The organism is Priestia sp. ST2 (assembly GCF_055810735.1).
Genome location: NZ_JBVVNT010000006.1, coordinates 68,376 through 92,138, shown reverse-complemented (window position 1 = coordinate 92,138; position 23,763 = coordinate 68,376). Strand labels below are relative to the sequence as shown.

At 33.4% G+C, this 23,763-nt stretch carries 23 protein-coding genes; 15 read left to right on the top strand and 8 right to left on the bottom strand.

What is annotated here, in order from left to right; translation table 11 throughout:
- The first annotated feature begins 18 nt into the window (after positions 1-18).
- The 8 genes from AC0KUU_RS23740 (at position 19) to AC0KUU_RS23705 (ending at position 12,920) form a co-directional block, all read left to right on the top strand.
- Positions 19-1,293 (top strand): MFS transporter, encoded by a 1,275-nt coding sequence (locus AC0KUU_RS23740; RefSeq protein ID WP_473453227.1) that lies wholly within the window; start codon positions 19-21, stop codon positions 1,291-1,293.
- Positions 1,294-1,522: 229 nt separating this feature from the next.
- A complete protein-coding gene (locus AC0KUU_RS23735) occupies positions 1,523-2,476 on the top strand; it encodes a sugar-binding transcriptional regulator (protein ID WP_375347457.1) in 954 nt (317 codons plus the stop codon).
- A 994-nt stretch (positions 2,477-3,470) separates the two neighbouring features.
- A complete protein-coding gene (locus AC0KUU_RS23730) occupies positions 3,471-4,811 on the top strand; it encodes an NAD(P)H-dependent oxidoreductase (RefSeq protein WP_473453225.1) in 1,341 nt (446 codons plus the stop codon).
- 291 nt (positions 4,812-5,102) lie between these two features.
- Positions 5,103-6,683, top strand: coding sequence for an FGGY-family carbohydrate kinase (locus tag AC0KUU_RS23725; protein WP_473453223.1), 1,581 nt, complete (start codon positions 5,103-5,105; stop codon positions 6,681-6,683).
- A gap of 1,051 nt (positions 6,684-7,734) precedes the next feature.
- Complete coding sequence (locus tag AC0KUU_RS23720; RefSeq protein ID WP_473453221.1) at positions 7,735-9,378, top strand: spore germination protein; 1,644 nt, start codon at positions 7,735-7,737, stop codon at positions 9,376-9,378.
- Entirely contained in the window at positions 9,368-10,576 is a 1,209-nt protein-coding gene (locus tag AC0KUU_RS23715; RefSeq protein WP_473453219.1) for a Ger(x)C family spore germination protein, read from the top strand. The genes AC0KUU_RS23720 and AC0KUU_RS23715 overlap by 11 nt, the downstream gene beginning before the upstream one ends.
- A 41-nt stretch (positions 10,577-10,617) precedes the next feature.
- Positions 10,618-11,715, top strand: coding sequence for a GerAB/ArcD/ProY family transporter (locus AC0KUU_RS23710; protein ID WP_473453217.1), 1,098 nt, complete (start codon positions 10,618-10,620; stop codon positions 11,713-11,715).
- Between the two features lie 101 nt (positions 11,716-11,816).
- Entirely contained in the window at positions 11,817-12,920 is a 1,104-nt protein-coding gene (locus AC0KUU_RS23705; protein WP_473453215.1) for a GerAB/ArcD/ProY family transporter, read from the top strand.
- Here the strand turns inward: AC0KUU_RS23705 and AC0KUU_RS23700 are convergent.
- Complete coding sequence (locus tag AC0KUU_RS23700) at positions 12,917-13,150, bottom strand: YczF family membrane protein (protein ID WP_473453213.1); 234 nt, start codon at positions 13,148-13,150, stop codon at positions 12,917-12,919. The genes AC0KUU_RS23705 and AC0KUU_RS23700 overlap by 4 nt on opposite strands.
- Before the next feature lie 819 nt (positions 13,151-13,969).
- Between AC0KUU_RS23700 and AC0KUU_RS23695 the strand changes: the two genes are divergently transcribed.
- Complete coding sequence (locus AC0KUU_RS23695) at positions 13,970-14,167, top strand: IDEAL domain-containing protein (protein WP_473453211.1); 198 nt, start codon at positions 13,970-13,972, stop codon at positions 14,165-14,167.
- Positions 14,168-14,431: 264 nt separating this feature from the next.
- Positions 14,432-14,902 carry a DinB family protein gene (locus AC0KUU_RS23690; protein WP_473453310.1) on the top strand — a complete coding sequence of 157 codons (471 nt, stop codon included), beginning with the start codon at positions 14,432-14,434 and terminating at the stop codon, positions 14,900-14,902.
- A gap of 79 nt (positions 14,903-14,981) precedes the next feature.
- Here AC0KUU_RS23690 and AC0KUU_RS23685 read toward each other — a convergent pair whose 3' ends face one another.
- From AC0KUU_RS23685 to AC0KUU_RS23670, 4 genes are all read right to left on the bottom strand, one after another.
- Complete coding sequence (locus tag AC0KUU_RS23685) at positions 14,982-15,893, bottom strand: DMT family transporter (protein ID WP_473453209.1); 912 nt, start codon at positions 15,891-15,893, stop codon at positions 14,982-14,984.
- Entirely contained in the window at positions 15,883-16,281 is a 399-nt protein-coding gene (locus AC0KUU_RS23680) for a MerR family transcriptional regulator (protein WP_473453207.1), read from the bottom strand. The genes AC0KUU_RS23685 and AC0KUU_RS23680 overlap by 11 nt, the downstream gene beginning before the upstream one ends.
- Before the next feature lie 212 nt (positions 16,282-16,493).
- Positions 16,494-16,841, bottom strand: a complete 348-nt coding sequence (locus AC0KUU_RS23675) for a cupin domain-containing protein (RefSeq protein WP_377582363.1) — start codon at positions 16,839-16,841, stop codon at positions 16,494-16,496.
- A gap of 99 nt (positions 16,842-16,940) precedes the next feature.
- On the bottom strand, positions 16,941-17,408 hold the full coding sequence (locus tag AC0KUU_RS23670) for a DinB family protein (RefSeq protein ID WP_473453205.1): 468 nt from the start codon (positions 17,406-17,408) through the stop codon (positions 16,941-16,943).
- Between the two features lie 237 nt (positions 17,409-17,645).
- Between AC0KUU_RS23670 and AC0KUU_RS23665 the strand changes: the two genes are divergently transcribed.
- Positions 17,646-18,197 carry a ribonuclease FAU-1 family protein gene (locus AC0KUU_RS23665; RefSeq protein WP_473453203.1) on the top strand — a complete coding sequence of 184 codons (552 nt, stop codon included), beginning with the start codon at positions 17,646-17,648 and terminating at the stop codon, positions 18,195-18,197.
- 104 nt (positions 18,198-18,301) lie between these two features.
- Here the strand turns inward: AC0KUU_RS23665 and AC0KUU_RS23660 are convergent, their stop codons facing one another.
- Together AC0KUU_RS23660 and AC0KUU_RS23655 are read right to left on the bottom strand one after the other, a co-directional pair.
- The gene (locus tag AC0KUU_RS23660; RefSeq protein WP_473453201.1) at positions 18,302-18,772 is read right to left on the bottom strand and encodes a GNAT family N-acetyltransferase; all 471 of its coding nucleotides are present in this window, start codon (positions 18,770-18,772) and stop codon (positions 18,302-18,304) included.
- 524 nt (positions 18,773-19,296) lie between these two features.
- Positions 19,297-19,677: a DoxX family protein gene (locus tag AC0KUU_RS23655; RefSeq protein ID WP_473453199.1), complete on the bottom strand. Its 381-nt coding sequence runs from the start codon at positions 19,675-19,677 to the stop codon at positions 19,297-19,299.
- Positions 19,678-20,124: 447 nt separating this feature from the next.
- Here AC0KUU_RS23655 and AC0KUU_RS23650 point away from each other — a divergent pair, with 447 nt between their 5' ends.
- The 4 genes from AC0KUU_RS23650 to AC0KUU_RS23635 all read left to right on the top strand — a co-directional run bounded on the left by AC0KUU_RS23650 (position 20,125) and on the right by AC0KUU_RS23635 (position 23,018).
- Positions 20,125-20,562: a thiol-disulfide oxidoreductase DCC family protein gene (locus tag AC0KUU_RS23650; RefSeq protein ID WP_473453308.1), complete on the top strand. Its 438-nt coding sequence runs from the start codon at positions 20,125-20,127 to the stop codon at positions 20,560-20,562.
- Positions 20,555-21,043: a hypothetical protein gene (locus AC0KUU_RS23645; RefSeq protein WP_328575540.1), complete on the top strand. Its 489-nt coding sequence runs from the start codon at positions 20,555-20,557 to the stop codon at positions 21,041-21,043. Before AC0KUU_RS23650 ends, AC0KUU_RS23645 begins: the two co-directional genes overlap by 8 nt.
- Before the next feature lie 205 nt (positions 21,044-21,248).
- Positions 21,249-22,253 (top strand): DUF3231 family protein, encoded by a 1,005-nt coding sequence (locus AC0KUU_RS23640; protein ID WP_377571674.1) that lies wholly within the window; start codon positions 21,249-21,251, stop codon positions 22,251-22,253.
- 330 nt (positions 22,254-22,583) lie between these two features.
- The gene (locus AC0KUU_RS23635) at positions 22,584-23,018 is read left to right on the top strand and encodes a hypothetical protein (protein WP_473453197.1); all 435 of its coding nucleotides are present in this window, start codon (positions 22,584-22,586) and stop codon (positions 23,016-23,018) included.
- 89 nt (positions 23,019-23,107) lie between these two features.
- Here the strand turns inward: AC0KUU_RS23635 and AC0KUU_RS23630 are convergent, their stop codons facing one another.
- On the bottom strand, positions 23,108-23,665 hold the full coding sequence (locus AC0KUU_RS23630; RefSeq protein WP_473453195.1) for a hypothetical protein: 558 nt from the start codon (positions 23,663-23,665) through the stop codon (positions 23,108-23,110).
- Between the last annotated feature and the right edge of the window lie 98 nt (positions 23,666-23,763).

Genomic DNA, 23,763 nt, shown 5'->3' with positions numbered 1-23,763 from the left:
AAAAGAGGGAAGAAGAGTATGCAGAGATTCTTAGAAAGGTTAGGTATGGACCCAAAAATGGCTTTAGGTTACTTAGGGGTTATACTTTTTATGATGGGTGATGGACTTGAGCAGGGGTGGTTATCTTCTTATTTAACTGACAATGGCTTGAGTATTCAACAGTCAGCTTTATTATTTAGTGTATATGGAGTTGCGGTTGCCCTTGCTTCTTGGTTTTCAGGGGTATTGGCTGAAATTCTAGGAACTAGAAAGGCTATGACATTGGGGATAACATTATTTTTGATAGGGACAATTGTTTTCTTAACCATTGGTTTACCGTCTATGAATCTTTGGATCATGATACCGACATACTCTCTCAGAGGATTGGGGTATCCCCTATTTGCTTATTCTTTTTTAGTTTGGCTTACATATTATACGCCAAGCAATAAACTCGGAACAGCTGTAGGTTGGTTTTGGTTCTCGTTTGCGGCTGGCTTAAATGTGTTAGGAGCTTATTATTCAAGTTTTATACTTCCCATTTTAGGCGAAATCAACACTTTATGGAGTGCTGTGGTTTTCACGGGTGTAGGAGCCTTAATTGCGATTATGACAAATAAGGACGATTCTAGTAGTGGGAAAACCTTTGAAACCAGGCAAGACATGGCTAGATATTTATTAAAAGGTATTACAATTGCATTTGAAAAGCCTAAGATTGGTTTAGGCGGTATTGTAAGAACAATTAATACAACTGGTGCATATGGCTTTGTAGTTTTTATGCCTGCTTATATGATGGAAATCGGCTTTACAAGAACCGAGTGGTTACAGATCTATGGATCACTTTGGACCAGTAATATTTTCTTTAATTTAATCTTCGGGATCGTTGGGGATAGGCTAGGTTGGCGTAATACAGTTATGTGGTTTGGAGGAGTAGGATGTGCTATTTTCACCGCAGCCTTTTACTATGTTCCAACCCTTCTAGGACCAAATTATTTCTTTACAATTATTACAGCATGTTGCTTTGGTGCTTGTTTAGCTGCATATGCACCATTGTCTGCATTAATCCCTTCATTAGCAGGAAATAATAAAGGAGCTGCTATGTCCGTACTTAATCTTGGAGCAGGTCTAAGTACATTTTTAGGACCAGCAATTGTTGGCGCTTTCATAGGAAGTATAGGTACATTGGGGGTTATATGGATATATACCATTTTGTATCTCCTTAGTGCATTCTTAATGAAATTTATTCAGCTTCCTAAAAAGGAAGAGGAAAACGATGATTTTACCAATTTAAAGGATGTAGTAGGCTCTTCAAATTAAAGGGTAATTTTTAAATGATGATAAAAAGGACGTCTCTTACAGAGCGTTCTTTTTTTTTATATACCACAATCCTTTTCTTATGAGAGGAACTTAATTCTTAGAAACACTTTTACTGTTACTGAGGTTTCTTATTTACTTAAAATGTACTTCTATCTAAGAGTAAGATGTTCTCATTTGATATGGTTATTGCTATACTAAAAAGCATACAAACAGATAAAGAGGCGATTGTATGTTAAATTGGGAAGAAAGAAAGCAGATGGTGAAATTAGCTAATCTGTATTATATAGAGGGTTGGACACAACAACAGATTGCTAAGAAGGTAGGAGTATCAAGGCCTATTATTTCTAAACTTCTACAAAGAGCAAAAGAGCTTGGAATAATAGAGGTTTATATTAAAGACGAGAGTGTCCATACTGTCGATCTAGAACTAAAACTTGAGAAAAAATATGACTTGCAAGATGCCATTGTTATATCTACAGTAGGATTAACTCCAGAAATGACTAAGAGAGCAGTGGGACAGGCCGGCGCTTATTATCTCTCTAAGTATTTAAAGAGAATGGATGCAAAAAAACTTGGTATTTCATGGGGGTCTACTTTAGCTGAATTAGTAAGAGAATATCCATTTGAGAGAAAAGAAGAAATGAATATTGTGCCCCTCGTAGGTGGTATGGGGACACAACATGTAGAAATTCACGCTAATCAATTAGCATATGAATTAGCTAAAAAAATGGGTTGCACATGTTCCTACTTATATGCTCCCGCGATTGTAGAAACAAAGGAACTAAAAGAGCACCTAGTAGCTATGAAAGAAATTTCTTCTGTTCTTGAAGAGGTTAAGGAAGTAGATTTAGCTCTTGTAGGTATAGGAAATCCCCACAAAGGTTCTACTATGAAGGAACTTAACTATTTAAAAGAAGATGATTTGCAAAATCTTCGTAAAATGGGTGCTGTTGGTGATATTGCCTCTCGTTTTTTTGAAGCGTCAGGAGAATCGGTTGACCATCCGTTAAACGACAAAGTAATTGGCTTATCATTAGAAGATTTAAGGCAGATTAAAAAGGTCATTGGAGTAGTTGAGGGAACTCACAAGCTAGAAAGTGTTGAGGCTGCTCTAAAAGGGAATTATTTAGATGTGCTAATAATTGACGAACAAACAGCTTCTGCTCTTTTACGAGGAGAATAACAAGTCATTAAATCAGGTACTTTAGATTTTACTTTATTTATGCAATTTAGCCCTAATGAAACTATTTATGTATTCTTTAAAAAAGGTGCCTCAAAAACCAAGTATTTTCCCTTTAATTTTAGGGCACCTTTTAGTACGTTATGCTGTACGATAACCCTTTTTTATCTAATTCTATAAGAGGTAATCTATCTATTGTATACCAGTCTGACTGATTTAGTATAACTACTGAATAAATTATATAACTGATTTTAAAAGTGCCAAAATAATTTATAAATCTTCCTGCTAGCGACTTTATCCTCCAGCATGATATTAATATATTTCTATGTTCAGCAGGAGCAAGTGTAATCGTTAGTACATGTTCTCCTTCTCCGTTAATTACCCCTTTAAAATCTTTTACAATTCAAAAATGTAATACTACATCTTTAATATTTTCAATATGTAATTCAAGTAACGTTAATAAGAAAGTTGTATATACTCTCTTGTTTAATCTTCCTTTAGGATGGGTTTGATGAATAACTGCTATACCAGTTATTCATCAAACCCATTTTTAAGTTCAGGGCGTTGAGAAACTATTAAAAGTTGATACATTTGTTCATTGAATAAACTTTTGTAAATAATAAAAATAGTTTTTAATAAAATTTAAATCAACTAATAAGATATTAATCATAAAAATAACTGTTTTATAGGTATTTATAATAATTTTCTAAAAATTACATTGACAAAATATACAATTGAAATTTATAATTTTAACAAAGGTAACTAATAAGAACTTTTGTAAAGAATCAAATAACCTTCATCCTTTTTGCTTCTTTGTAGTTGAGCTATTTCAATAATAATTAGTGTAAACGTTTCCTTGTTTATCTTTAATTAAGATTAAGCTTTAGTTTTTCTATATCTAAAATGTTCACATTAATTCTGTTATGTGAAGACCAAAAATTCTTATATGATGTTTCATCATAAATTAATTTACATATTTTATTAGGAGGTTTGAAACATGTTGGGATTAAACTATAAATTAAGAGAATTAGAGAAAATGGGCAGAGAAATACGAGTTGGTTTAATTGGTTGTGGGCAAATGGGAAGAGGTATGATTTCTCAAATTGAAGGTATGAAAGGTATGAGAGTCGTCGCTACAGCCGATCTCCATACTTCTTTGATTCAACAGGCCTATTTAAAAGCTGGTATCAATGAACAGGAAATTGTCTTAACAGATCAGATTGAAGAGGCAGAACAAGCTATTGAACAAGGAAAAGTCGTAGGTACAGTTTATAGTGAGTTGGTTACAAGTTTACCAAGCGTTGATGTTGTTGTAGACGCCACTGGTGTTCCCAATTTGGGAGCTGAAATTGCTTGGAAATCTATTTTAAATAAAAAGCATATCGTTATGCTAAATGTAGAGGCAGATGTGACAGTTGGGCCTCTTCTAAAACAGATGGCAGATGCGAGTGGCGTTGTATATACGGGATCAGCAGGTGATGAACCAGGAGCAGTAATGGAATTATATGATTTTGCAGATGCAATTGGTTTTGAGATTATTGCATTAGGAAAAGGAAAAAATAATCCATTAAACCACGAAGCTAATCCTTCCTCTGCAGAAGCAGAGGCTAAAGAGAAAGGTGCTAACCCTAAAATGATTGCTTCATTTCAAGATGGAACAAAAACTATGGTTGAAATGAATGCAGTTGCAAATGCCACTGGATTTTTACCAGATAAACCAGGCATGCATGGTCCTTCCGGTACTGTCAATGAGTTACCCTCTTTGTTTCAAGAAAGAGAAAAAGGTGGAATTTTATCAGGTAAGGGAATTGTTGACTACGTAAATGGGGTAGCCCCAGGTGTATTTGCAATCATCTCTTCAGATAAAGAGGAAGTTCATCATGAAATGAATTATTTAAAAATGGGTGATGGGCCAAATTATGTGTTATACCGTCCTTATCATTTAACAAGTCTTGAAACGCCACTTTCGGTTGCTCGTGCTTATTTTCATAAGGAAGCAACTATTGCTCCGTGGCATGGTCTCCAAGCTGAAACAGTAGCTGTAGCAAAGAAAGACTTGAAACCAGGAGATCGCCTTGACGGTATTGGAGGGTATACAGTATACGGTAAATTACTAACCCATAGTGAAGCTTCTGCAGTAAATGCTCTTCCAATTGGGTTGGTAGATCCAAATGTTGTAGTAACTCGTTCTATAAAACAAGGGGAAATTATTACGTACGGGGATATTGAGCAGGAGAAAGAATCAATGATTTGGAAGTTACGTTCGTTGCAAACACAGAGTATAAATAAGACTTCCGTTGAAAATAAATTAGTGAAATTAAACCCTATTTTAGTTTAAGAAGAAGGTTTATAATAACTGTACAGTATTTAAATAAATGAAAGTGATCAGGTCAAAATATATTTATTTTGATCTGATTTTTCTCTATCATTTATAAAAATTTAGTAAATAGATTAGTCTTAGTGTATATTGTCGTTTATGTTTATTATTTAATGTAATGAAAATTATATATTACCTCAATATTAAGAACAATATAGGAACTAAATTTTAGTGTCATACCTGCAGTTAGAAACTTTTAAGAAGATAAGTTACAACTTAGACAGTTTAACTTTGGGAAGAGGGGAATGTAGAATGAAAAAGGAGCTAGTCATTGGAATAGATGCGGGAACAGAGAGTGTTAGAGTAGTGATATATGACTTATACGGAAATCAGGTAGGATTAGGTGTTACCGGATATCAAACATATCATCCCCATCCCGGTTGGGCAGAGCAAGATCCAAGTGAATGGTGGTCTGGTTTAGTCAGTAGTATAAGAAAAGCAATGAATCAATCTGGGGCTACTAAAGAGCAAATTATTGGTTTAAGTCTAGACACAACCTGTGCTACTATTATCCCTTGCAAAAGTGACGGAACACCATTGAGACGTGCTCTTTTATGGATGGATGTTCGATCTCACGAGGAGGCTCAATTTATTTCATCTACTAGACATGAAGCTTTAAAATACAATGGCTACGGCAAAGTTTCTCCGGAGTGGATGGTTTGTAAAGCTCTATGGCTAAAAAGAAATGAACCTCATACTTATAAGAGTGCAAATAAACTCATGGACTTTTCTGATTGGTATACGTACAGACTTACTGGTAGATATACTGGGAGTATCAGTACAACTACTTATAGATGGCATTATAATCAAAAAGAAGGAGGCGTTCCTCAGCATTTTTATGAATCAGTTGGTTTGGGTGATATTTTTGAAAAACTTCCGCAAGATATATGTAAATTGGGTGAACATATTGGCGGACTTACTGAAGAAGCAGCAGAAGAATTAGGGTTAAGAACAGGGACACCCGTGGCCCAGGGAGGCGTAGATGCTCTTAATGGCATAATTGGTTTAGGAGTAGCTCAACCAGGAAAACTAGCTCTTATTACGGGATCCTCACATAATATTTATACATTAACAGATAAACCAGTTCATGCAAAAGAAATATTGGGTTCCTTTCCTGACGCAGTAGTTCCGGGTTTAAATCTGGTAGAGGCAGGCCAGTCTTCATCAGGTTCTACTATCAAATGGTTAAGAACAAATTTTTGTAAGGATCTAGAGATTATAGCTAACAATCAAAATGTAAGCGTTTATGATTTACTAACTCAAGAGGCAATTAATATCCCTCCAGGTTCTGAGGGCCTTATTGTATTAGATTACTGGCAAGGAAATCGATCACCGCATGTCGATCCCAATGTTAGAGGTCTAATATCTGGATTATCTTTAAAACATGGGCGAGCGCATATTTACCGCGCTATTATGGAAGCGATTTCTTACGGAACAGATTGTAATATTCGTAACTTTAGAAGCAATGGAATTGATGTCGACGAAGTATATGCGGCTGGAGGAGCAACAAATAGTGAGTTGTTTTTACAAATTCATGCTGATGTAAGTAACATCTCTATAAATGTGCCTGAAGATAATCAAGTAGCTTGTTTAGGATCTGCAATCTTAGCCAGTGTTGCTGGAGGAGCGTATAAAGATATCGAAGAAGCTGCAACCAATATGGTACGTTTTAAACAAAAGAAAATAGAGCCTAATATAGAAAATCATGAAAGATATCAACTATATGCTGAACAGTACAGAAAAGCATATCCACAGTTCCACAATTGGATGTGGGAAAACACGAAGATTAACCAGGATCAATCAATTAATGTTCAAAAGGAAATTCTAGTTTAATTAAAAACAAAGTAAAACAATTTACCTATACTTTTCTGCTTGAAAATTAGTCAACGACTAATTCAGTGAAAAACATGAAATGGCTTATATAAATAAAGAAAATATTAGTAGTAATTAATTTTATATAAAATAACCTTAGAAAAACCCATACCTACTATGTTTGTTTATATCCTTATAATAAAGAAACTCATCAAAAAATCCTTTACCCCACTAAAAATAGGATTTTTTGATGAGTTTTTTCTAATATACACTGTTCTTTTTCATTAGAAAGCGAATTCCATATACTGCGTTTAATATAAGAAGTAACGTCTATTTTAATTGAATCTCCTAAATTTAGGGCACTTCTCAGGTCATTTTATAATTTTTGTACAACATATAATAATAATTCAATGTTTCGTTTGTCTCACTTAAGCTATTTTCATCCTGAATTGAAACAGAATTAAACATACCGTTTATAAAAGTATTCATTTTTAGTTACCATAATATTAGTTCTAGATAGCATAAAAAAGGTTAACTCCAATGAGTTAACCTTTTTTATTTAATAGAGCATACCCCAATTTGGAAACTAAATATAAAATAAAAATCATTACTCATGTTCGAAATATTAGATAACCATCAATAGCTGATCCATAATCTTTCGAAACTAATAAGCTTGAACTATTTTATTTTTGAGCAGTTAGGTTTTTCTTCTTATGAAGAGGCATTGCTGAGAATAAGAAAACAGGACTTTTTTGATTATGAATTGACAGGTTTATTTCAAATGGCTTTTGGCTCACGTATGCAAAAATTACGAATTAGGATGAAGTGTAAAGAGAATCAAATTGAGGAGTCTAATAATTGAATAAACATAAGTAAACGATGAGAAGTGGCTAACGCTTTTTAAATAGATGAAACTAAATTTTATGCTACGTTAGTTACTTTCCTTTGTAACAAGTCAGCGAAAGCTTAATGAATGTATAAAAAAAGAATATAGGGAAAAATTACTAGTGAATATTAAAAAAACATCGTCCTCTTCATTCGATGGCATTCAAAAGTGGAGGGTTATTAAAATATGAACAGCGCATGGAATCGCTTGATGAGAAAAGCGAGAAAACCCAAAAAAATGGTCCCTCAGTATGAAGAAATGACTTTAAATAACGAGGTTCTTCATTCATCTTTGGCTGAAAATCTAACGAAAGTAAAGGATTCCTTAGGTAATAGTGGAGATTTAGTGGTTCGGGATTTTAAGATGGGAAAACCCTTTTTATGCAAAGTAGCTTCTATTTATATAAATGGACTAACGGATAAAGAAATTCTGGGGAACTCTATTATAGAAAGATTGATGAATGATGTAGATATGATCGAAAAGGAGGCTCCTTATCTCCCTAGTCAATTAGGTACATATATAAAAGAACACATATTAACCATTACAAATGTGGGAGAAGTAACAAATTTTAATAAACTTTTTCTTCATCTTTTATCGGGAGAAACAATCGTACTTGTAGATGGATGGGATCAAGCATTTGCCTGTTCCGCACAAGGAGGAGACCTTAGAGCCATTTCGGAGCCTGTGGCAGAATCATCTGTCCGAGGACCTCGAGATAGCTTTACAGAGTCGCTTATTAGTAATACGGCTATGATTCGTCGTCGGATCAAAAGCCCCAATCTCTGGCTAGAAACGACTGAAATAGGAACGATCACGCAAACAGGCGTTGGCATGATGTATGTAAAAGGAATCGTCAACGATAAGCTTCTTACAGAAATTAAAGAAAGGCTTAGTAAAATAGAAGTAGATGAAGTTCAAGGTTCAAATACTATTGAAGAATGGATTGCCGATGAAACCTGGACTCCTTGGCCAACGGTTTTTATAACCGAACGCCCCGATGTAGTGGCAGGAAATCTATTAGAAGGACGAGTCGTGATCTTTGTGAACGAAACACCTACACCTCTCATTGTCCCTGCAACTTGGAATCAATTTTTCCAGACGGCAGAGGATTATTATTTGCGCTGGACGATGGCTAGCTTCTTGCGTATGCTGAGAATTGTTTCTTTTTTAATTACCCTTCTTGGCCCATCTTTATTTATCGCGTTTCTTTCATTTCATCCCGAATTAATTCCAACACCGTTGTTAATTAATTTGGCAGCACAGCGTCAAAGTATTCCCTTTCCAATTATCATAGAGGCATTATTGATGGAGTTTACCTTTGAAGTGTTGAGAGAAGCCGGTGTTCGTATGCCGCGTCCTGTTGGGCAAGCTGTTTCCATCGTTGGAGCTCTTGTACTGGGTGAAGCAGCTGTTTCAGCTGGGATTGTTTCCAGTGCAATGGTTATTGTGGTGGCAGCTACAGCTATCGCCAGCTTTACCATTCCTCATTACGCAATGACAGATGCTACTCGTTTACTTCGATTCGGGATGATGATTTTGGCCAGTTTTTTTGGGCTCTATGGTATTGGCTTAGGTGTAATCATGCTAGTGGCTCATACGTGCAGTTTGCGTTCATTTGGTATTCCTTATTTGGCCCCTTTTGCCCCCATTATTTTGGCTGATCAAAAGGATTCTATTTTTCGATTCCCTTTACCGTTTTTATCCAAAAGACCTCGTTTAGTTAGTCAGATAAAGACGCAGAGGACAGATGAGAACTACAATCGTGGACCTTCGCCAAGAGAAGGTGGCATGAAACAACATGAGTCAAAGAGGGATTCTAATGAGACATAAACCGTTGATGCTTATTTTAGTTTGTGTATTTGTAGTTTTGTTATCAGGATGCTGGGACCGTGAAGAATTACAACAACTAAGCATCGTATCAGGTATGGCCATCGATAAAGGTAGTGACAAAATAAAGAATCGATATCGGGTTACGGTTCAAATTATCAATCCATCTCAAGTCGCTGGAGGACAGCAAGGGGGAAAAGTTCAAGCTTCGCCTGTCACAACCTTTACTGAAACAGGAAGCACCCTTGCTGAGACCCTTCGAAAGATTTCAACAAAGTCACCTGGAGAGCTTTTCTTTCCTCATCTTCAAGTTTTGGTGATTGGTGAAAAGGTAGCGAAAGAAGGGATTGAAGATTTGTTTGATATGATTGAACGTGATGCCCAATTTCGAGTCCTGTTTCCAGTTTTAATTGCAAGAGGACATGCTACAGCAAAAGAAACGCTAGAAGTCACGACTCCATTAGAAGCCATCCCTTCTGCTAAGATTGGGGATGCCTTAAAAACTTCTGAAGAAGACTGGGGAACCTATAAAAGTACGCGGGCCGATCAGTTAATCCAAGGGTTAAAAGAAGGAAATGTAGTAGTTACGGGCGTGAAGATTGACGGAGAAGCTACTAAAGGTAATGCTACAATAAATATGCAACAAATTTCCCCAAGCACGCAGATTGAAATAAAAGGGATGGCTCTATTTAAAAATGGGAAGTTGGAAAACTGGTTGGAGGGACATGATGCACGAGGAGTGACATGGGTTACGAATGAAATGAAACGAACTGTGATGAATCTTAACTGCGGAAAGAAAAAGGAAGCCACTGCAATTGAAATTTCACGTGCAAAATCATCTACTCATGTAACCACCAAACATCAGAAACCAGTCATCTATATTACCGTTCATGCTGAAGGGGCTGTTTTAGAAAATAACTGCTCTAAAGACCTTGGTAAATCGCAAGTTCTTGGCCAATTAGATGAAAAACTAGAAGAAGAGATTAAACAGGAAGTCTTACTGACAGTAAAAAAAGCACAAAAACAAAAAAGTGATATTTTCAATTTTGGTGAACAGATTAATATAGCAGACAAACATGTATGGAAAAACATAGAGACATCATGGGAAAAAGATATTTTTCCAGAAACAGAAGTTCATGTGAATGTACAGGCAATTATTCGCCGAACAGGCATGACAACTAAATCCTATATAAACAAATAACAGATCTAATCATAAAGGGCATAGAAGGGAGTTTTTAAGGAATGGAAAAAGCCAAAATAAGTGTCATTCAACTCTTTGCCCTGATGTTTATCTTTGAAATGGGAACAGCATTGGTTGTTAGTTACGGGACAATTGCTGGAAAAGACGCTTGGCTTTCTATTCTGTTAGCCATGTGTGGAGGAACCGTATTATTTTATATTTTCTACTTTTTATTTCGTCAATATCCGAACTTGCTCTTCACTGGATATATAAGAAATATATTTGGTAAATACATCGGATGGATAGTTGGCTTATTATACTGTCTTCACTTTTTATATATTTGCGGAAGGAATGTACGTGAATTAGGAGACTTATTGGTTTCATCCACCTTGTCGGAAACCCCCTTACTAGCCATTAACCTTACGCTTGTGCTTGTGATGTGTTATGTCATTCATCTAGGGATAGAAGTAGTAGGGAGAACGGCAGAAGTATTTTTTGTTATTTTGCTCTTACTTGGAGCAGGCGGGAATTTTTTTGTCCTGGTATCTGGAGATGTTGATTTTCACCAAATACGTCCCTTTCTTGAACACGGATGGAAACCTATCTTTACCACAGCTTTTCCCCACCTGCTCATTTTCCCATTTGGTGAAATGATTGCTTTTACGATGCTATTACCGTATTTAAATCGCCCTCAATTAGTAAAGAGAGCATGGTTGGGAGCCGTGATTTCAAGTGGTTTGATCTTAAGCTGGATGTTTATATTAAATACGTCAGTTTTAGGTATAGATGTGATGCAGAGATCCGTATTTCCTACGTTGACGGCAGTGGGTAAGGTCAATTTGTTTGACTTTATTGAGAGATTAGATGCCATTGTAGTCTTCACTTTGCTGATTACGGTCTTTTTCAAAGCATCCATCTATTTATATGCTGCCGTCATTGGTATAACTGATTTATTTAAACTAAGCAACTATCGTCAAATTCTTTTCCCAACCGGTACTATTGTCATTTTTTTATCTCTTACTATGGCCTCCAGTTTTTCAGAACAAGGGGAAGAAGGGTTCCTTGTTCAGTACCTTTCGATTGCTCTGCTAATTGTTATTCCCTTGCTCATGCTGGTTGTTTCGATTATCCGTAATCATTTTAAGAAAAAAACGAACTAGAATGTGTTTGTCTCTAGTTCTAGTATTCACCACCATAAAGGATTATTGACAATTGGTGAAAATCCACGTCTAGAAGTAGAGAAAGGAGGTGTTTCAAAAAGATGGAGAAAGCAAAAATAAGTGCTATTCAACTATTTGTCTTAATGTTTATCTTTGACCTGGGAACTGCGCTAATTGTAAGTTATGGAATACCCGCAGGGAAAGATGCTTGGTTTGCTGTGATTTTAGGAATGGGTGGAGGTATACTCTTATTTTTTGTTTACTACATGCTATTTCGTCAATATCCGAACCTCCCTCTTACAGGGTACATTAGAAAAATATTTGGTAAATATCTCGGTTGGATAATTGGTCTGTTATATTGTTTATTCTTCTTGTATATTGCAGCTAGAAATGTACGTGATTTCGGAGACCTACTGGCTTCGTCCACTTTACCAGAAACCCCTTTACTTGCAATTAACCTCTCACTTGTTCTTGTTATATGTTATATTATCTACCTAGGAATCGAAGTATTAGGGAGAACAGCAGAGGTATTCATTGTCATTTTGCTTTTATTTGGAGTAGCAGCAAACTTTTTCGTGCTTGTTTCAGGAGATTTCGATTTTAATCAAATTAGGCCATTTCTTGAGCATGGGTGGAGCCCCGTCTTAACAACAGCTTTCCCATCTGTTGTTTCTTTTCCATTTGGTGAAATGTTCGTATTTACCATGCTATTACCGTATTTGAATCGACCTAATTTAATAAAGAAAGTATGGTTATCTGCTTTAATTTCAAGTGGCCTAATCTTAAGCTGGACAGCTGCTTTAAATATGGCCGTACTAGGTTTGGATGTAATGAAGAGGTCTACGTTCCCTACATTGGCAACAATCGGAAAGGTAAACCTGTTTGATTTTATTGAAAGATTGGATGCCATTGTAGTGTTTACGTTATTAATGACAGTTCTCTTCAAGGTATCCATTTTTCTATATGGGGCTGTTCTAGGAATAGCTGAGTTGTTTAAATTAAAAAGTCATCAAAGTCTCATTCTACCGCTTGGAGTCATTCTCATTTTTTTATCCATGTCAATTGCCTCTAGCTTTTCCGAACATATAGAAGAAGGTTTAGGTGATACAATAAAATATCTTCATGTTCCTTTTTTTATCATTATTCCCGTGTTTATGCTGGTCATCTCTATCATTCAGAACTTTGTTAAGAAAAAGACTCACTAGGAATTGTTACGTTTCTCCTCTTTCTTTTTTATAATTAGAAAAATCTGCTGGCCAATAACAATTAAAAAAAGCCCTATTAACATTATATATTCGGCACTACTCATAACCCAAAAAGGATTTAGGAGATGAAGTAATGCATCAGAGAGTCTAAAACCTAACAAAATATCCATTAATAAAAGGTTTGAAGTTGCCAATAAAAAAATCAATATACTTATTCCGAAAATCTTCATATTCTTCCCTCATTTAAGTCAAAGTAAATATATTATTTGTCAAAAATAAGGTTTTTAATAACAAACCTGTATAAACAAAGTAATTGATAAAAGGAACTTTTACTCAATAGTATGTTAAAGATCAATAAAATACATAAGCGATGATTAAGAATATCTAGTGCAATCAATCCAAAGATCTACATCTTTTTATACAAGCAAACGTCAAAGTGAAAGTAATAAATGTTGTATAAATAGAAAATATTTATTTATATAAAGAAATTACAGCATTAATTCTACATTTTAAATAAAAGTTAAATTTATTCTATATATAGAAGTAATAGTTAACATATTTCATTAAAAATGGTTATACTATTTACCTATCTTGTAGAAAAAGACCATATTTGTCGTCATATAGAGTAACTATTGAAACTTTACTTTTTAGAAGTTAGTTTATTCATTTACCGTCCATTGTAAAGTAAGTTTATTTTGTATTTTTCATTAAATTTATTTCATAAAAAATACATTAACATTAAGTGCTCATATAATTTACGTTTAGTTAACATGAATATATCAATTTCTTAAAAGAGAAGTAGAACATAGATTAGTACAGGATATGAAGGAAAAATTGCTATTTGTCGTCAATGAGGGTAATTAATAAGATCATAATCTTTAAAAGTTATTTTTTATCTAGTTGAAGATATATGAAAAATATCTGAAAGGAAATAGGCATGTAATTATGCATATTATTCTATATCTCACTTTATCTATCAACCTTGCATAAAAAGAGAGCAAAAGGGAATACTGTTTGCAAAAGAGAAAAGATAAAGGGGTTGACGTTTTATGGAAAAAAATGTGCTCAATGAAATGAATCAAGTTGATCCAAATTTACGTGATGAAATGTTGGCTGAACTGTTTTTAGATCAAATGATAAATGACTTCAAAAGAAGTAAGATTCTCGAGAAAATTGATCAGTCCTTAAAGAATAAAGATAAAGAAGCTTTTTTACGTTTAACAGAGAAACTTAAATTCATATCTTAATCAAGAAGATATTATTATAATAGAAAAGACTTATAAAAAAACCTTTACGTGTTGTGTTTAGTAAAGGTTTTTTCTTATAAAGAATTTAAAATTATTTTAATAGTTATATATACTGGAGAAAAAGGCCATCTATTAATCAAGAGTAAATAAGTTACGTTAACTAGGTACGAATATTTTGAAGCACTAGAGGTACCTTAATTATATTTTTGTTCCCTTATAGGTGGTATAATATGGATGATTGTATCAGTGAAAGGGGAGAATGAGATGAACAAACTTGTATTCAAGCAATTTGAAATCGGAAGAGAGTACTTCCTCAAAATTATAGGGGCTGTGTCTGAGGACCAAACTGATGTGCAGCCAGATGGTTTTAACAACACAATTCATTGGCATACAGGTCACGTTTTGACAGTTACTGAACAAACTATGTTTGGTTTTCCTCATGCAACAACCCATCTTCCAGCAAACTATATGGAATTGTTCGGGAATGGTACGAAACCAGCCGATTGGACGGGGGATGTACCTACTATGGATGAGCTTAAGATACAGCTAAAAGATCAATTGGCTCGTATTCAGCAAATTCCTGCTGAACAGCTAAACAATACCTTGGAAAAGCCATTTCTGGGATGTAAAACCTTTGGAGAGCTGGCAGGTGTTACACTGATGCATGAAGCAACTCATATGGGCCAGATTCAGGCAATGAAGCGAATAATTGAACATGTGGGTGTGAAAAATTGAATTTGACAAAATGATATAACAAAGTTATCGGAAGTACTAAAGTCTATATATTCTTTATATAGGCTTTAGTACTTTATTGTTATATTGAAGCTGAAACTTTTTGTTTTCTTCTCAAGTTTAAGAAACCAGAAGCTGTTAATACACCTAAAATAACTAAACATGTACCTATTACTTGAGGTAATGTAATAAGGGATCCGGTTAAAATAGAAAGAATCATGGTGACGACTGGAACTAAATTAAAAAATAAAGATGTATTACTTGCACCAATAGTAGCCATTCCCTTATTCCACCACAGATAGCCTAATACACTTGTAAATAGAGTCATAAAGAGAATAGCTCCCCAAGCTGACCATGTAACGTGAGACAAAGGCTGAGGGCTTGGTGAAAAAGCTGTTAAGACTAAAAGACAAAGAGAACCAACAATCATTGTATAAGTAGTTGTCTCCATTGAAGAACTACCCTTTAAATATTTTCTTCCTAATACACCATACAAAGCCCAACATAAGTTCCCTGTTAAGATTAGTAAATCACCTTTAGAAATAGATAGTGTTTGAATAATTTTTAACGAACCTTGCGTAAGGACAAGAATAACACCTACTAAAGCAAAGGATATACCCAACATTTGCTGTTTTGTAATGGGATTCTTTAAAATAAAATAAGCAAAAAGTGCAGTTACTAGAGGGTTAGTTCCCATGATGAGAGCCCCGTTTAAAGGTGAAGTGTATTGCATTCCTAAAAAGAAAAAAGCATTGAACCCAAAGATTCCTATGATGCCAAGTAAGATATACATTTTCCAATAGTTCTTAATGGCTTTTGACTTTATTTGTTTTTGTAATCCTAATATAAGAACCATAACGAGTGCAGCAATACCAAATCGCCATGCTGCAGCACTTGCAGGGGAGAAATACTGAACGGCATACTTAGCTAGGTTGAACGTAGCACCTGTAAAGATAGCGAAGCCTATCAACATAAGGTATATTCTACTTTTCATCTTTCAAGTCTCCAATCATTGTTTCATACGCCTCTAATTTCTCTCTTGTCACCTTCATAACAGTTTCAATCTCTTGTTTTTGCTTCTCTAAAAGAAGTAAGTGTTTGTTTAAAATATCCGCCCTCGTTTGAATCTTTTTTAATTGAATGGCTGCAGAATCAATATTTTCCAGGAGACATCCGTCTTTTAAAAATTCTTGGATATCTTCCAAAGACATCCCTGTTTGTTTTAACATTTTCATAAATTTGAGAAGGCGAATTTCACCTTCTGTATATCTTCTTTTTCCACTTTTTCTTAATGGTGAAGTTAATAACCCAATCTTTTCATAATAACGTAACGTATGAGCTGTGAACCCTGTTTTCGTAGCAACTTCAGATATACTATACATTTTCATTTCCTCCTTTCTTTACATGCTACAACTTAGAGTTAGCTCTAAGTCAACGATTAATTTGTAAATAATAAAAAAGACTCAGATTTTTTCTGAGCCCCTTCGTTTAATTATCATAATGTAGTTTATCGGAATTTATTTGTATATATTAAAAGCCATTTAAGACTTATCTTAAATGGCTTTCACAGTATCTATGTTCTTTTTTCTTTTATTTACTTATCAATGATGATAGTATCAGCGTTTTGATCCTCGAAACAAAGGTTTACTGTTCTTTGTTTAGCTCTTGTTCTATGTACAGTTCCGGCTGGAATAAGTAATGTATCATTCGGTTTTAAAACAGCTGTATCCTGGTCTTTAAAGTCAATTAATAATTCCCCTTCTAAAACCATAAATAGCTCATCTGAATTAGAATGGTAGTGCCATTTGTATTCACCTGAAAATACAGCGATACGAAGGCAATGGTTATTAATATTTGATACAGCAAAATTTACATGTTGATCTTTAATATCTTTTGTAATTTCCTGAAGATTAATCTTTTCTAAATCTAATTTCTCTACCATTACAATTCCCCCTTGGTACTTATTAATTTTCATCCTTTATTCTACTACATGTCCTATTAATGAAAATAATATTATCTGTAAATACAAAAGTTGTAGACTTCAAATCTTTTTAGTTAATATTTTCTTTATAGATTGAATTACTCCCACGTGTAAACCTTCATGATACAAAGTATGTAATAATATCTGTCCAGTATTATTAAATCCTAATAATACTGGATCAACAAGATTTTGATCTAATTCTTTACTAAAGTCTTTCATGATACGGTAGGGCTGCTTCTCTAAATGATTAATTAACTCACTTTTTGAAGGAACGTAATCGTTCCAAGTATATGGACTAGAACCATATGAAAAGTACTCCCTATAAAATGGAGGAAGCTTTAAAGAATTCTTTATTCGCTCATACAGCCATATTTCTTGGTCTGTAAATATATGTCCAATATTCCAACGAATTGAGTTATTATGGCCTTCTGGAATGATATTCATAAAATCATCTGGTATCTCTTTAATAAGCTTAATTGTTTGTTTTCGTGTAAATAGCATTTGATTAAACAGTATTTTATCTTCCATGTCATCCCCTCATCTGCCTTTATTAGTAAATATCTATTATTTTACTATATCTACAATTTTTATGTTGTATATCATATACAGTTTTAGTTAACATAATCACGGTTCTAGAAATTAGGTCTTTGCTCAATATCTAAGCTACTATTATATATTTCACTTAATAAATGGATTAAAGTTATAGTTTATCCTATGCTAGTAATTAGCATAAGGTAAACTATAGGAGAATGGGGAAGGATAACTATGTGCAATCTTACTAAGTCAATCATAAAAACTGGTAAGAAAATAGTGGAGAGAAAAATCCGTTACGACTCAACTATTGTGGAAACGGATTGTAAATTACTAAATATTAATGAACAAGATATCATTCTTTTTCATAAAGTTCTTGTTCCCTTTACAATGAAAGGTGCTCAATACGAATTAACAATTCCAAAAGACGGCTATACGCTTGCATATTATTGGAAGGAAAAACCCTATAATTTGTATATATGGAGAGACAAGAATGGCTCTTATTTAGGATCTTATTTTAATATTGTTAAAAATACAGTCATTACAGATACAATTGTATCTTTTGAAGATTTAATTATTGATATTTTGATACTACCTAATGGAGAATATTTTATATTAGATGAAGATGAGCTACCTGTGTCTTTAAATCAATTTGAGGATGGCTTTGTTCACCAAGCTCTTCAAACTTTAACTAATTCTATTAAACCTCTTTTACATCAAACTTTATTGAAAAGTGAAAAAGAATTTCCTCACAAAGATATTCTTTCTACGTTGTTCGGTATATAAAATTATATACCATGTACAAAATAGGTTAACATAATCACAAATAATGAGGGTGTAGAGTTAATAACCCTACACCCTCATTATTTGTAATTTAAGTTGGATATAACCTATAAAGATAATTCCCATTGTTCTTCAACTAGTTCTTTATTTGATAAAAATTGCTTCCTAGTTTCAATTAATTGAAACCCTTTATTCTTATAAATTCGTCTTGCAGCAACAAGCTTACTATTAGTCCAGAGAACAACTTTTTTATAGTTTTTTTCCTTACAAAAATCTATAGCTTTTTGGACTAATTGTTTGCCTAACCCTGTCCCTCTTAAACTAGGATCAACAAGAAACAACCCTAATTGAGCTACATCTTCATTCACTCTTTTAATACTTATTGATCCTTTAGGGCATCCATCAATATCTAAAATCCATATATTCTCTAATGAATTATTTTCCTTTTTAATATATTGATTTACGCTATTAGAAATAAACTCTTTAAATGATAAATCATAGTTGTACTCTTTATTATAGATTTTATAGTGGGAGTCGATTATATAATCTTTATCATTTTCATTAAAATCCCTTATCATATACTCACCTTTTTAATTCAATTCTACCTAATATAACCCTAAAGATAAACGTGAACCATATACAAAATCAGTTTACATAATGAATTTTATCGATATGAAATAGAAAAGACGCCTTTTAATTTAAATATTAAGTAAACGTTTTCATTTTTAGCTTTTTCAAAATGGTTTGATAGGTTATAATAAATATCTACAAAAATATTAAATGATATGTAAGTAACAAGCAATCACACCCTTAATATTCAGCAACAAGAAAACCCCTCAAATGTAAGGGGTTTTCTTGTTGTTAAGTTTTCTTTTTTTATAAACGAATAAATTTTAATATCTTTGGCAAACTATTCAAGATGTAATGAAGCATCATCACGATTCCATATGCGCTATTTAAAAAACTGTGTGTGATATACAAAGTTAGTTCACATAATGTGGATTATACGAATCAAAAACCCTTAGAATTAATGATTCTAAGGGCTTTTGATGTATGTGAGTTTGAAAAACAAGAATGTTTAAATATCTATTTGTATAATCAATTATCCTTCTTTAATTATTGATTTCTTTTTCAAAATTGCTTGATTTCTTATAAGTATAATAATGCTTAAAATAAGAACTACTAAAGGCATTAGAGCCATTAATCCTTGTCCTGCATTAAAAAGAGTGAATATCGCACCTATCATAATTAGCCCTAATCCTCCAGAAGCAGCTATTGCAAGTTTTGGCTTCCAATAACCAATAAATAGTCCAAGTGCACCCAAGACTTCAAGAATACCAATAGTATACATAAATCCTAGTGAAAAATTGTAGAACTTTGTAAATTCCTGCACCACCGTATTATTACCTGTTAATTTCATAATTCCGGATAATAAAAAATCAATAACTAATAGTCCCTGGATAATTCTTGTAACCCACTTCATAACAGACACCTCCTATAATATTCTTTGTTAAAGTTACTTTGAAAATATATGCTAGATGATTTGTATGTATGTTGCAGACGTTTTTTATTTAAATAAGAAACTTCATCGATACTCATAGAACCTAAGTAGTAATTGTCTATATGAATAATACCTAATAATTTGAGCAAACTACTCAAGACGCCGTAAGGCATCAACCAACAACTACAGCTTAAAAACAGAAAAAACTCCCCAGATGGCAGGGAGTTTTTTCTGTTTTTAAGCTGTATATGGTATACATATATAGTTAACATAATGTGCGTTCTAGGCACTCTTAACAAAAAAATGAAGCTCATCTAACAAAATTGTAAGCCCGTCTTACATTATTGTTAGGTGAGCTTTATTAAATCTCGTATTATAATTAGTTGTAGAAAATATTTACAATTAACTAAAGGGATGAATATATTGAAGATGAAAAAAGACAATCAACCTATTATTATGTTTGATGGTATATGTAACGTATGTAATCATTGGGTCCAATTTGTGATAAAAAGAGATCCTAAAGGCATATTTAAATTTTTGTCTCTTCAATCAGATTTAGCACGTTCATTGATAATAAATCACAATCTGAATAATACGCAATTGGATTCCATTATCTTAATTGACAAAGGTCAAATGTACACGGAATCTACAGCAATCTTACATATCATAAATAAGCTTACCGGACCTATAAGGTTTTTCATTCTCTTTTGGATAATACCTAAAAAAATCCGAGATAGAGTGTACCGTTTTATTGCAAAGAATCGATATCGATTCTTTGGGAAAAAAGAAAGTTGTCTCGTCCCTAGCAAAGAAATACAAAATAGGTTTATTAAAACGGAAATAGAAAGTGGGAAAATCAATGAATAGAAGTACATTTCTAAAAAAGCTTAGAATGACAATTATCACTACATTTAGATGGTCTTTAGCATTAACTTTCTTGATTTACGGCATTGCCAAAATCTATCCAGGCCAGTTTTCTACTGGCGACTTTATATATGACTCGACAAAGGACTCAGCAATGCAATTGGCTTGGCACTTCTTTGGATATTCGGATACATATAATCTTTTTATTGCTTTTGGAGAAATAACAGCAGCCTTATTATTAGTAATTCCAAAGACAGCAACTTTAGGAAACATTATTTACTTACCTATCACAGTAAACATTACTATTCTTGACCTTTGTTTTGAGATACCAGCTCGTTCTGTTACCATCTTGTTAACCTGTATGAGTATTGCTTTACTTTTCTTTGAATACAAAAAATTAAAAAGAGTATTTTTTGACTCTCCAGTAACAGCTGAAACGCCTATCCAAACAGGCCTTATGAAAAAGAAGGTGAACATACAATGATTGTGCTACCTATTATATTGGTCAGTTTGGGAATTTCTTCTTTTTACTATTTTATTCTAAAAAGAGAAGCTTGAGATGAATACAATATACAGATTCAGTTAACATAATCACCATTATCGGAAATTACATGCTAAAAACCTTTTTTTATTAAGAAAAAATTCATATCTATTAATAAATTAGTAAATATTATCCACGAGGTGATCATTTGGATAAGAATAAGTTAAAGCTTACATCTTCCGAAATAGGAACACTATGGGGGGAGTATGTAAACGGAACAATGACAGATGTAGTAAATCAATATATGTTCTCTATTATTGAGGATGAGTCAATAAAGGCCATTTTTGAGGATGCTATCAATACCTTCGCGAAGGAAAAGAAACAAATCGTAGCTTTTATAGAAAACGAAGGGTTTCCAGTTCCAATTGGATTTACTGAGTCTGACCTCAATAAAGGTACCAAAAAATTATTCACTGATATATTCTGCTTGAATTATTTACATATCATGACGTTACATGGCTTGCTAGGACATACAACCTCATTAGGTGTTTCTGTCAGAGAAGACTTACGCCACTTCTACGATTCATGTGATAATGATGCAAAAAGGATGTATCATCAAACGATTGAATTATTACTTGAAAAAGGGGATTTTCAGAGGGACCCTTACTTTTATCCTGCTACGAACCCTGAATATATTTCTAGCCAGGATTTTACGGATGGGTTTTTCGGAAAAGGCAGACGTTTAACGGCAATAGAAATCATAAGTATTTCTTTCAACCTTAAAAAAAGCATTATGGCTAAAACTCTTTCTATTGGATTTAGTCAGGTCGCTCAATCAAAAGAAGTAAGAAAATTTTTAGAAGATTCGGAGAAAACAGCTGATAATCAAATACAATCCTTTTCAACAATAATGCACGCAGATAATTTACCAGTTCCTAAATCATGGGAGACAGAAGTAACAACTTCAACAGACTCCCCTTTTTCTGATAAGTTAATGATGTATCATATTGGTTTCTTATTCCAAGCAGCACAAGCCTATCACGGAGCAGGTTTAGCATCAGCCATGCGAACAGACCTTGTAACAACTTATGAAGGCATCATTCTCAAAAATCTAATGGTAACAAAAAAATGGTTTCACATTATGGTGAAAAATAAATGGTTGGAACAACCACCACTTGCTCCTAACAGAAAAGAAATTGCAAAAGAGAAATGAGAAAAAACATCCATACAGGTGGATGTTTTCTCTTTTTAAGCTGTATATCGTATACAAAGTTAGTTAACATAATCACTCTTTCCGGAAGACACGCAAAAAGAGAACCCTTCTGGGAGTAAGGGTTCTAAAAGGGTCACAATTATCAAATATGCAACTTTTTATACATCGTTGATATGAAAGCTTTTTTTAGTATAATGAATGACCTAAAAATGAATAAAAAGCGCACCTTTTATTCATATGCTAGTCCCTATAAAAATAGTCTTTTGGGAAAGTTTACGCTATAATTTTCTAAAAACAAATTTCAGACTAAGTAAAAGAAAGTGAGATCTAATGGAGTTAGCTCAATCTAAAACTAGTAATAAAAAGAGACGAAAGTTTTCTTTTAAGTTTGTAATTATTATTTTTGTCATTTTAATCCTATATATGATCTATGCGATGTACTTTAAGGAGACACCTTTCTTAAAAAGTGAGTCTCCTAATAAGATTAATCAGGTAGAGATTATGGAGTATGGAAATGGTTTATGGAATGGACCACAGAAAGTAAATATCTATTTTAAAAACCCGGCTAAAAAGATACTCGATAAAGAGCAAGTCAAAGTAGCAAATACTATGAGACGAAATGGACAAAATCAATATGAGCTTAAATGGGAAAGCGATCAGCAAATCAAAATAACCATGAAGTATGAACATGCAACAGAGATTGTTCGCTATAACTTTAGTACACAGGAAATAAGACGAAGTTATGCACTTGAACAGAATTTCTAGTGTAGGCAGGAGGTGTTTACATAATAAAAAGAGCCTTGTAAGGCTCTTTTTGTTAAAATAGATAATCTCATGACACAGTTCAACAATTACTATTTACTTTCGGATTCACCATAAAAAGTATTAGATGCATAATCAACTTCTTTTGCTTTTTTACCTTCAGCAAAGTGCGAGTATCCACTTTTACCTTTTTGCTGAGTATGTCCGTTCATAATATCCTCTATATCTTGTAGAATGCCCTGGGCATCAGACAGTTTTTCGCCATCTGGAGCTTCATAAATAAAAATACTGTACAGACCAACTACATTTTGTATATCTTTGCGTATTTTTTCATTATGAATATTATAGGTTTGATCTGCAATTAGCTTTTGGTCTTTGATTAACTGTGAATGGTTAGCCTCTACAAAACTGGTTGCCTGTTCTTCTTTATAACTGTCCATCATATTTGACAGAGAGTTATTAACCTTACGAATAGCTTTCTTTACATTATCATCTTCACGGTTTGCTATATCCACCTTTTCGTTAACCTGCGCTGCTTTAGTTTCCATAGCCTCAGATTTACTGTCCATAAAATTAAGGATATTTACAGCACTGAAAATTAACAAACCTGTTACTACTATACATACAAATAGCAATCTTAATTTTTTCATTATTTTCTCCTCATATCTGTAATGACTTTCTTTTTGTAAATGTGTAATATATTACAAAACAAAATTAATTTTATCATAAAAGTCATTTTATGAATTAA

Bases quoted from the DNA above. Each gene is read 5' to 3' on its own strand.
- AC0KUU_RS23690 (WP_473453310.1), top strand. From the start codon at position 14,432: ATGAACAAACTTGTATTCAAGCAATTTGAAATCGGAAGAGAGTACTTC.
- AC0KUU_RS23655 (WP_473453199.1), bottom strand. From the start codon at position 19,677: ATGAAGTGGGTTACAAGAATTATCCAGGGACTATTAGTTATTGATTTT.
- AC0KUU_RS23715 (WP_473453219.1), top strand. From the start codon at position 9,368: ATGAGACATAAACCGTTGATGCTTATTTTAGTTTGTGTATTTGTAGTT.
- AC0KUU_RS23695 (WP_473453211.1), top strand. From the start codon at position 13,970: ATGGAAAAAAATGTGCTCAATGAAATGAATCAAGTTGATCCAAATTTA.
- AC0KUU_RS23665 (WP_473453203.1), top strand. From the start codon at position 17,646: ATGTGCAATCTTACTAAGTCAATCATAAAAACTGGTAAGAAAATAGTG.
- AC0KUU_RS23740 (WP_473453227.1), top strand. From the start codon at position 19: ATGCAGAGATTCTTAGAAAGGTTAGGTATGGACCCAAAAATGGCTTTA.
- AC0KUU_RS23685 (WP_473453209.1), bottom strand. From the start codon at position 15,893: ATGAAAAGTAGAATATACCTTATGTTGATAGGCTTCGCTATCTTTACA.
- AC0KUU_RS23660 (WP_473453201.1), bottom strand. From the start codon at position 18,772: ATGATAAGGGATTTTAATGAAAATGATAAAGATTATATAATCGACTCC.
- AC0KUU_RS23705 (WP_473453215.1), top strand. From the start codon at position 11,817: ATGGAGAAAGCAAAAATAAGTGCTATTCAACTATTTGTCTTAATGTTT.
- AC0KUU_RS23635 (WP_473453197.1), top strand. From the start codon at position 22,584: ATGGAGTTAGCTCAATCTAAAACTAGTAATAAAAAGAGACGAAAGTTT.
- AC0KUU_RS23700 (WP_473453213.1), bottom strand. From the start codon at position 13,150: ATGAAGATTTTCGGAATAAGTATATTGATTTTTTTATTGGCAACTTCA.
- AC0KUU_RS23630 (WP_473453195.1), bottom strand. From the start codon at position 23,665: ATGAAAAAATTAAGATTGCTATTTGTATGTATAGTAGTAACAGGTTTG.
- AC0KUU_RS23680 (WP_473453207.1), bottom strand. From the start codon at position 16,281: ATGTATAGTATATCTGAAGTTGCTACGAAAACAGGGTTCACAGCTCAT.
- AC0KUU_RS23650 (WP_473453308.1), top strand. From the start codon at position 20,125: ATGAAAAAAGACAATCAACCTATTATTATGTTTGATGGTATATGTAAC.
- AC0KUU_RS23675 (WP_377582363.1), bottom strand. From the start codon at position 16,841: ATGGTAGAGAAATTAGATTTAGAAAAGATTAATCTTCAGGAAATTACA.
- AC0KUU_RS23725 (WP_473453223.1), top strand. From the start codon at position 5,103: ATGAAAAAGGAGCTAGTCATTGGAATAGATGCGGGAACAGAGAGTGTT.
- AC0KUU_RS23670 (WP_473453205.1), bottom strand. From the start codon at position 17,408: ATGGAAGATAAAATACTGTTTAATCAAATGCTATTTACACGAAAACAA.
- AC0KUU_RS23735 (WP_375347457.1), top strand. From the start codon at position 1,523: ATGTTAAATTGGGAAGAAAGAAAGCAGATGGTGAAATTAGCTAATCTG.
- AC0KUU_RS23720 (WP_473453221.1), top strand. From the start codon at position 7,735: ATGAACAGCGCATGGAATCGCTTGATGAGAAAAGCGAGAAAACCCAAA.
- AC0KUU_RS23730 (WP_473453225.1), top strand. From the start codon at position 3,471: ATGTTGGGATTAAACTATAAATTAAGAGAATTAGAGAAAATGGGCAGA.
- AC0KUU_RS23645 (WP_328575540.1), top strand. From the start codon at position 20,555: ATGAATAGAAGTACATTTCTAAAAAAGCTTAGAATGACAATTATCACT.
- AC0KUU_RS23710 (WP_473453217.1), top strand. From the start codon at position 10,618: ATGGAAAAAGCCAAAATAAGTGTCATTCAACTCTTTGCCCTGATGTTT.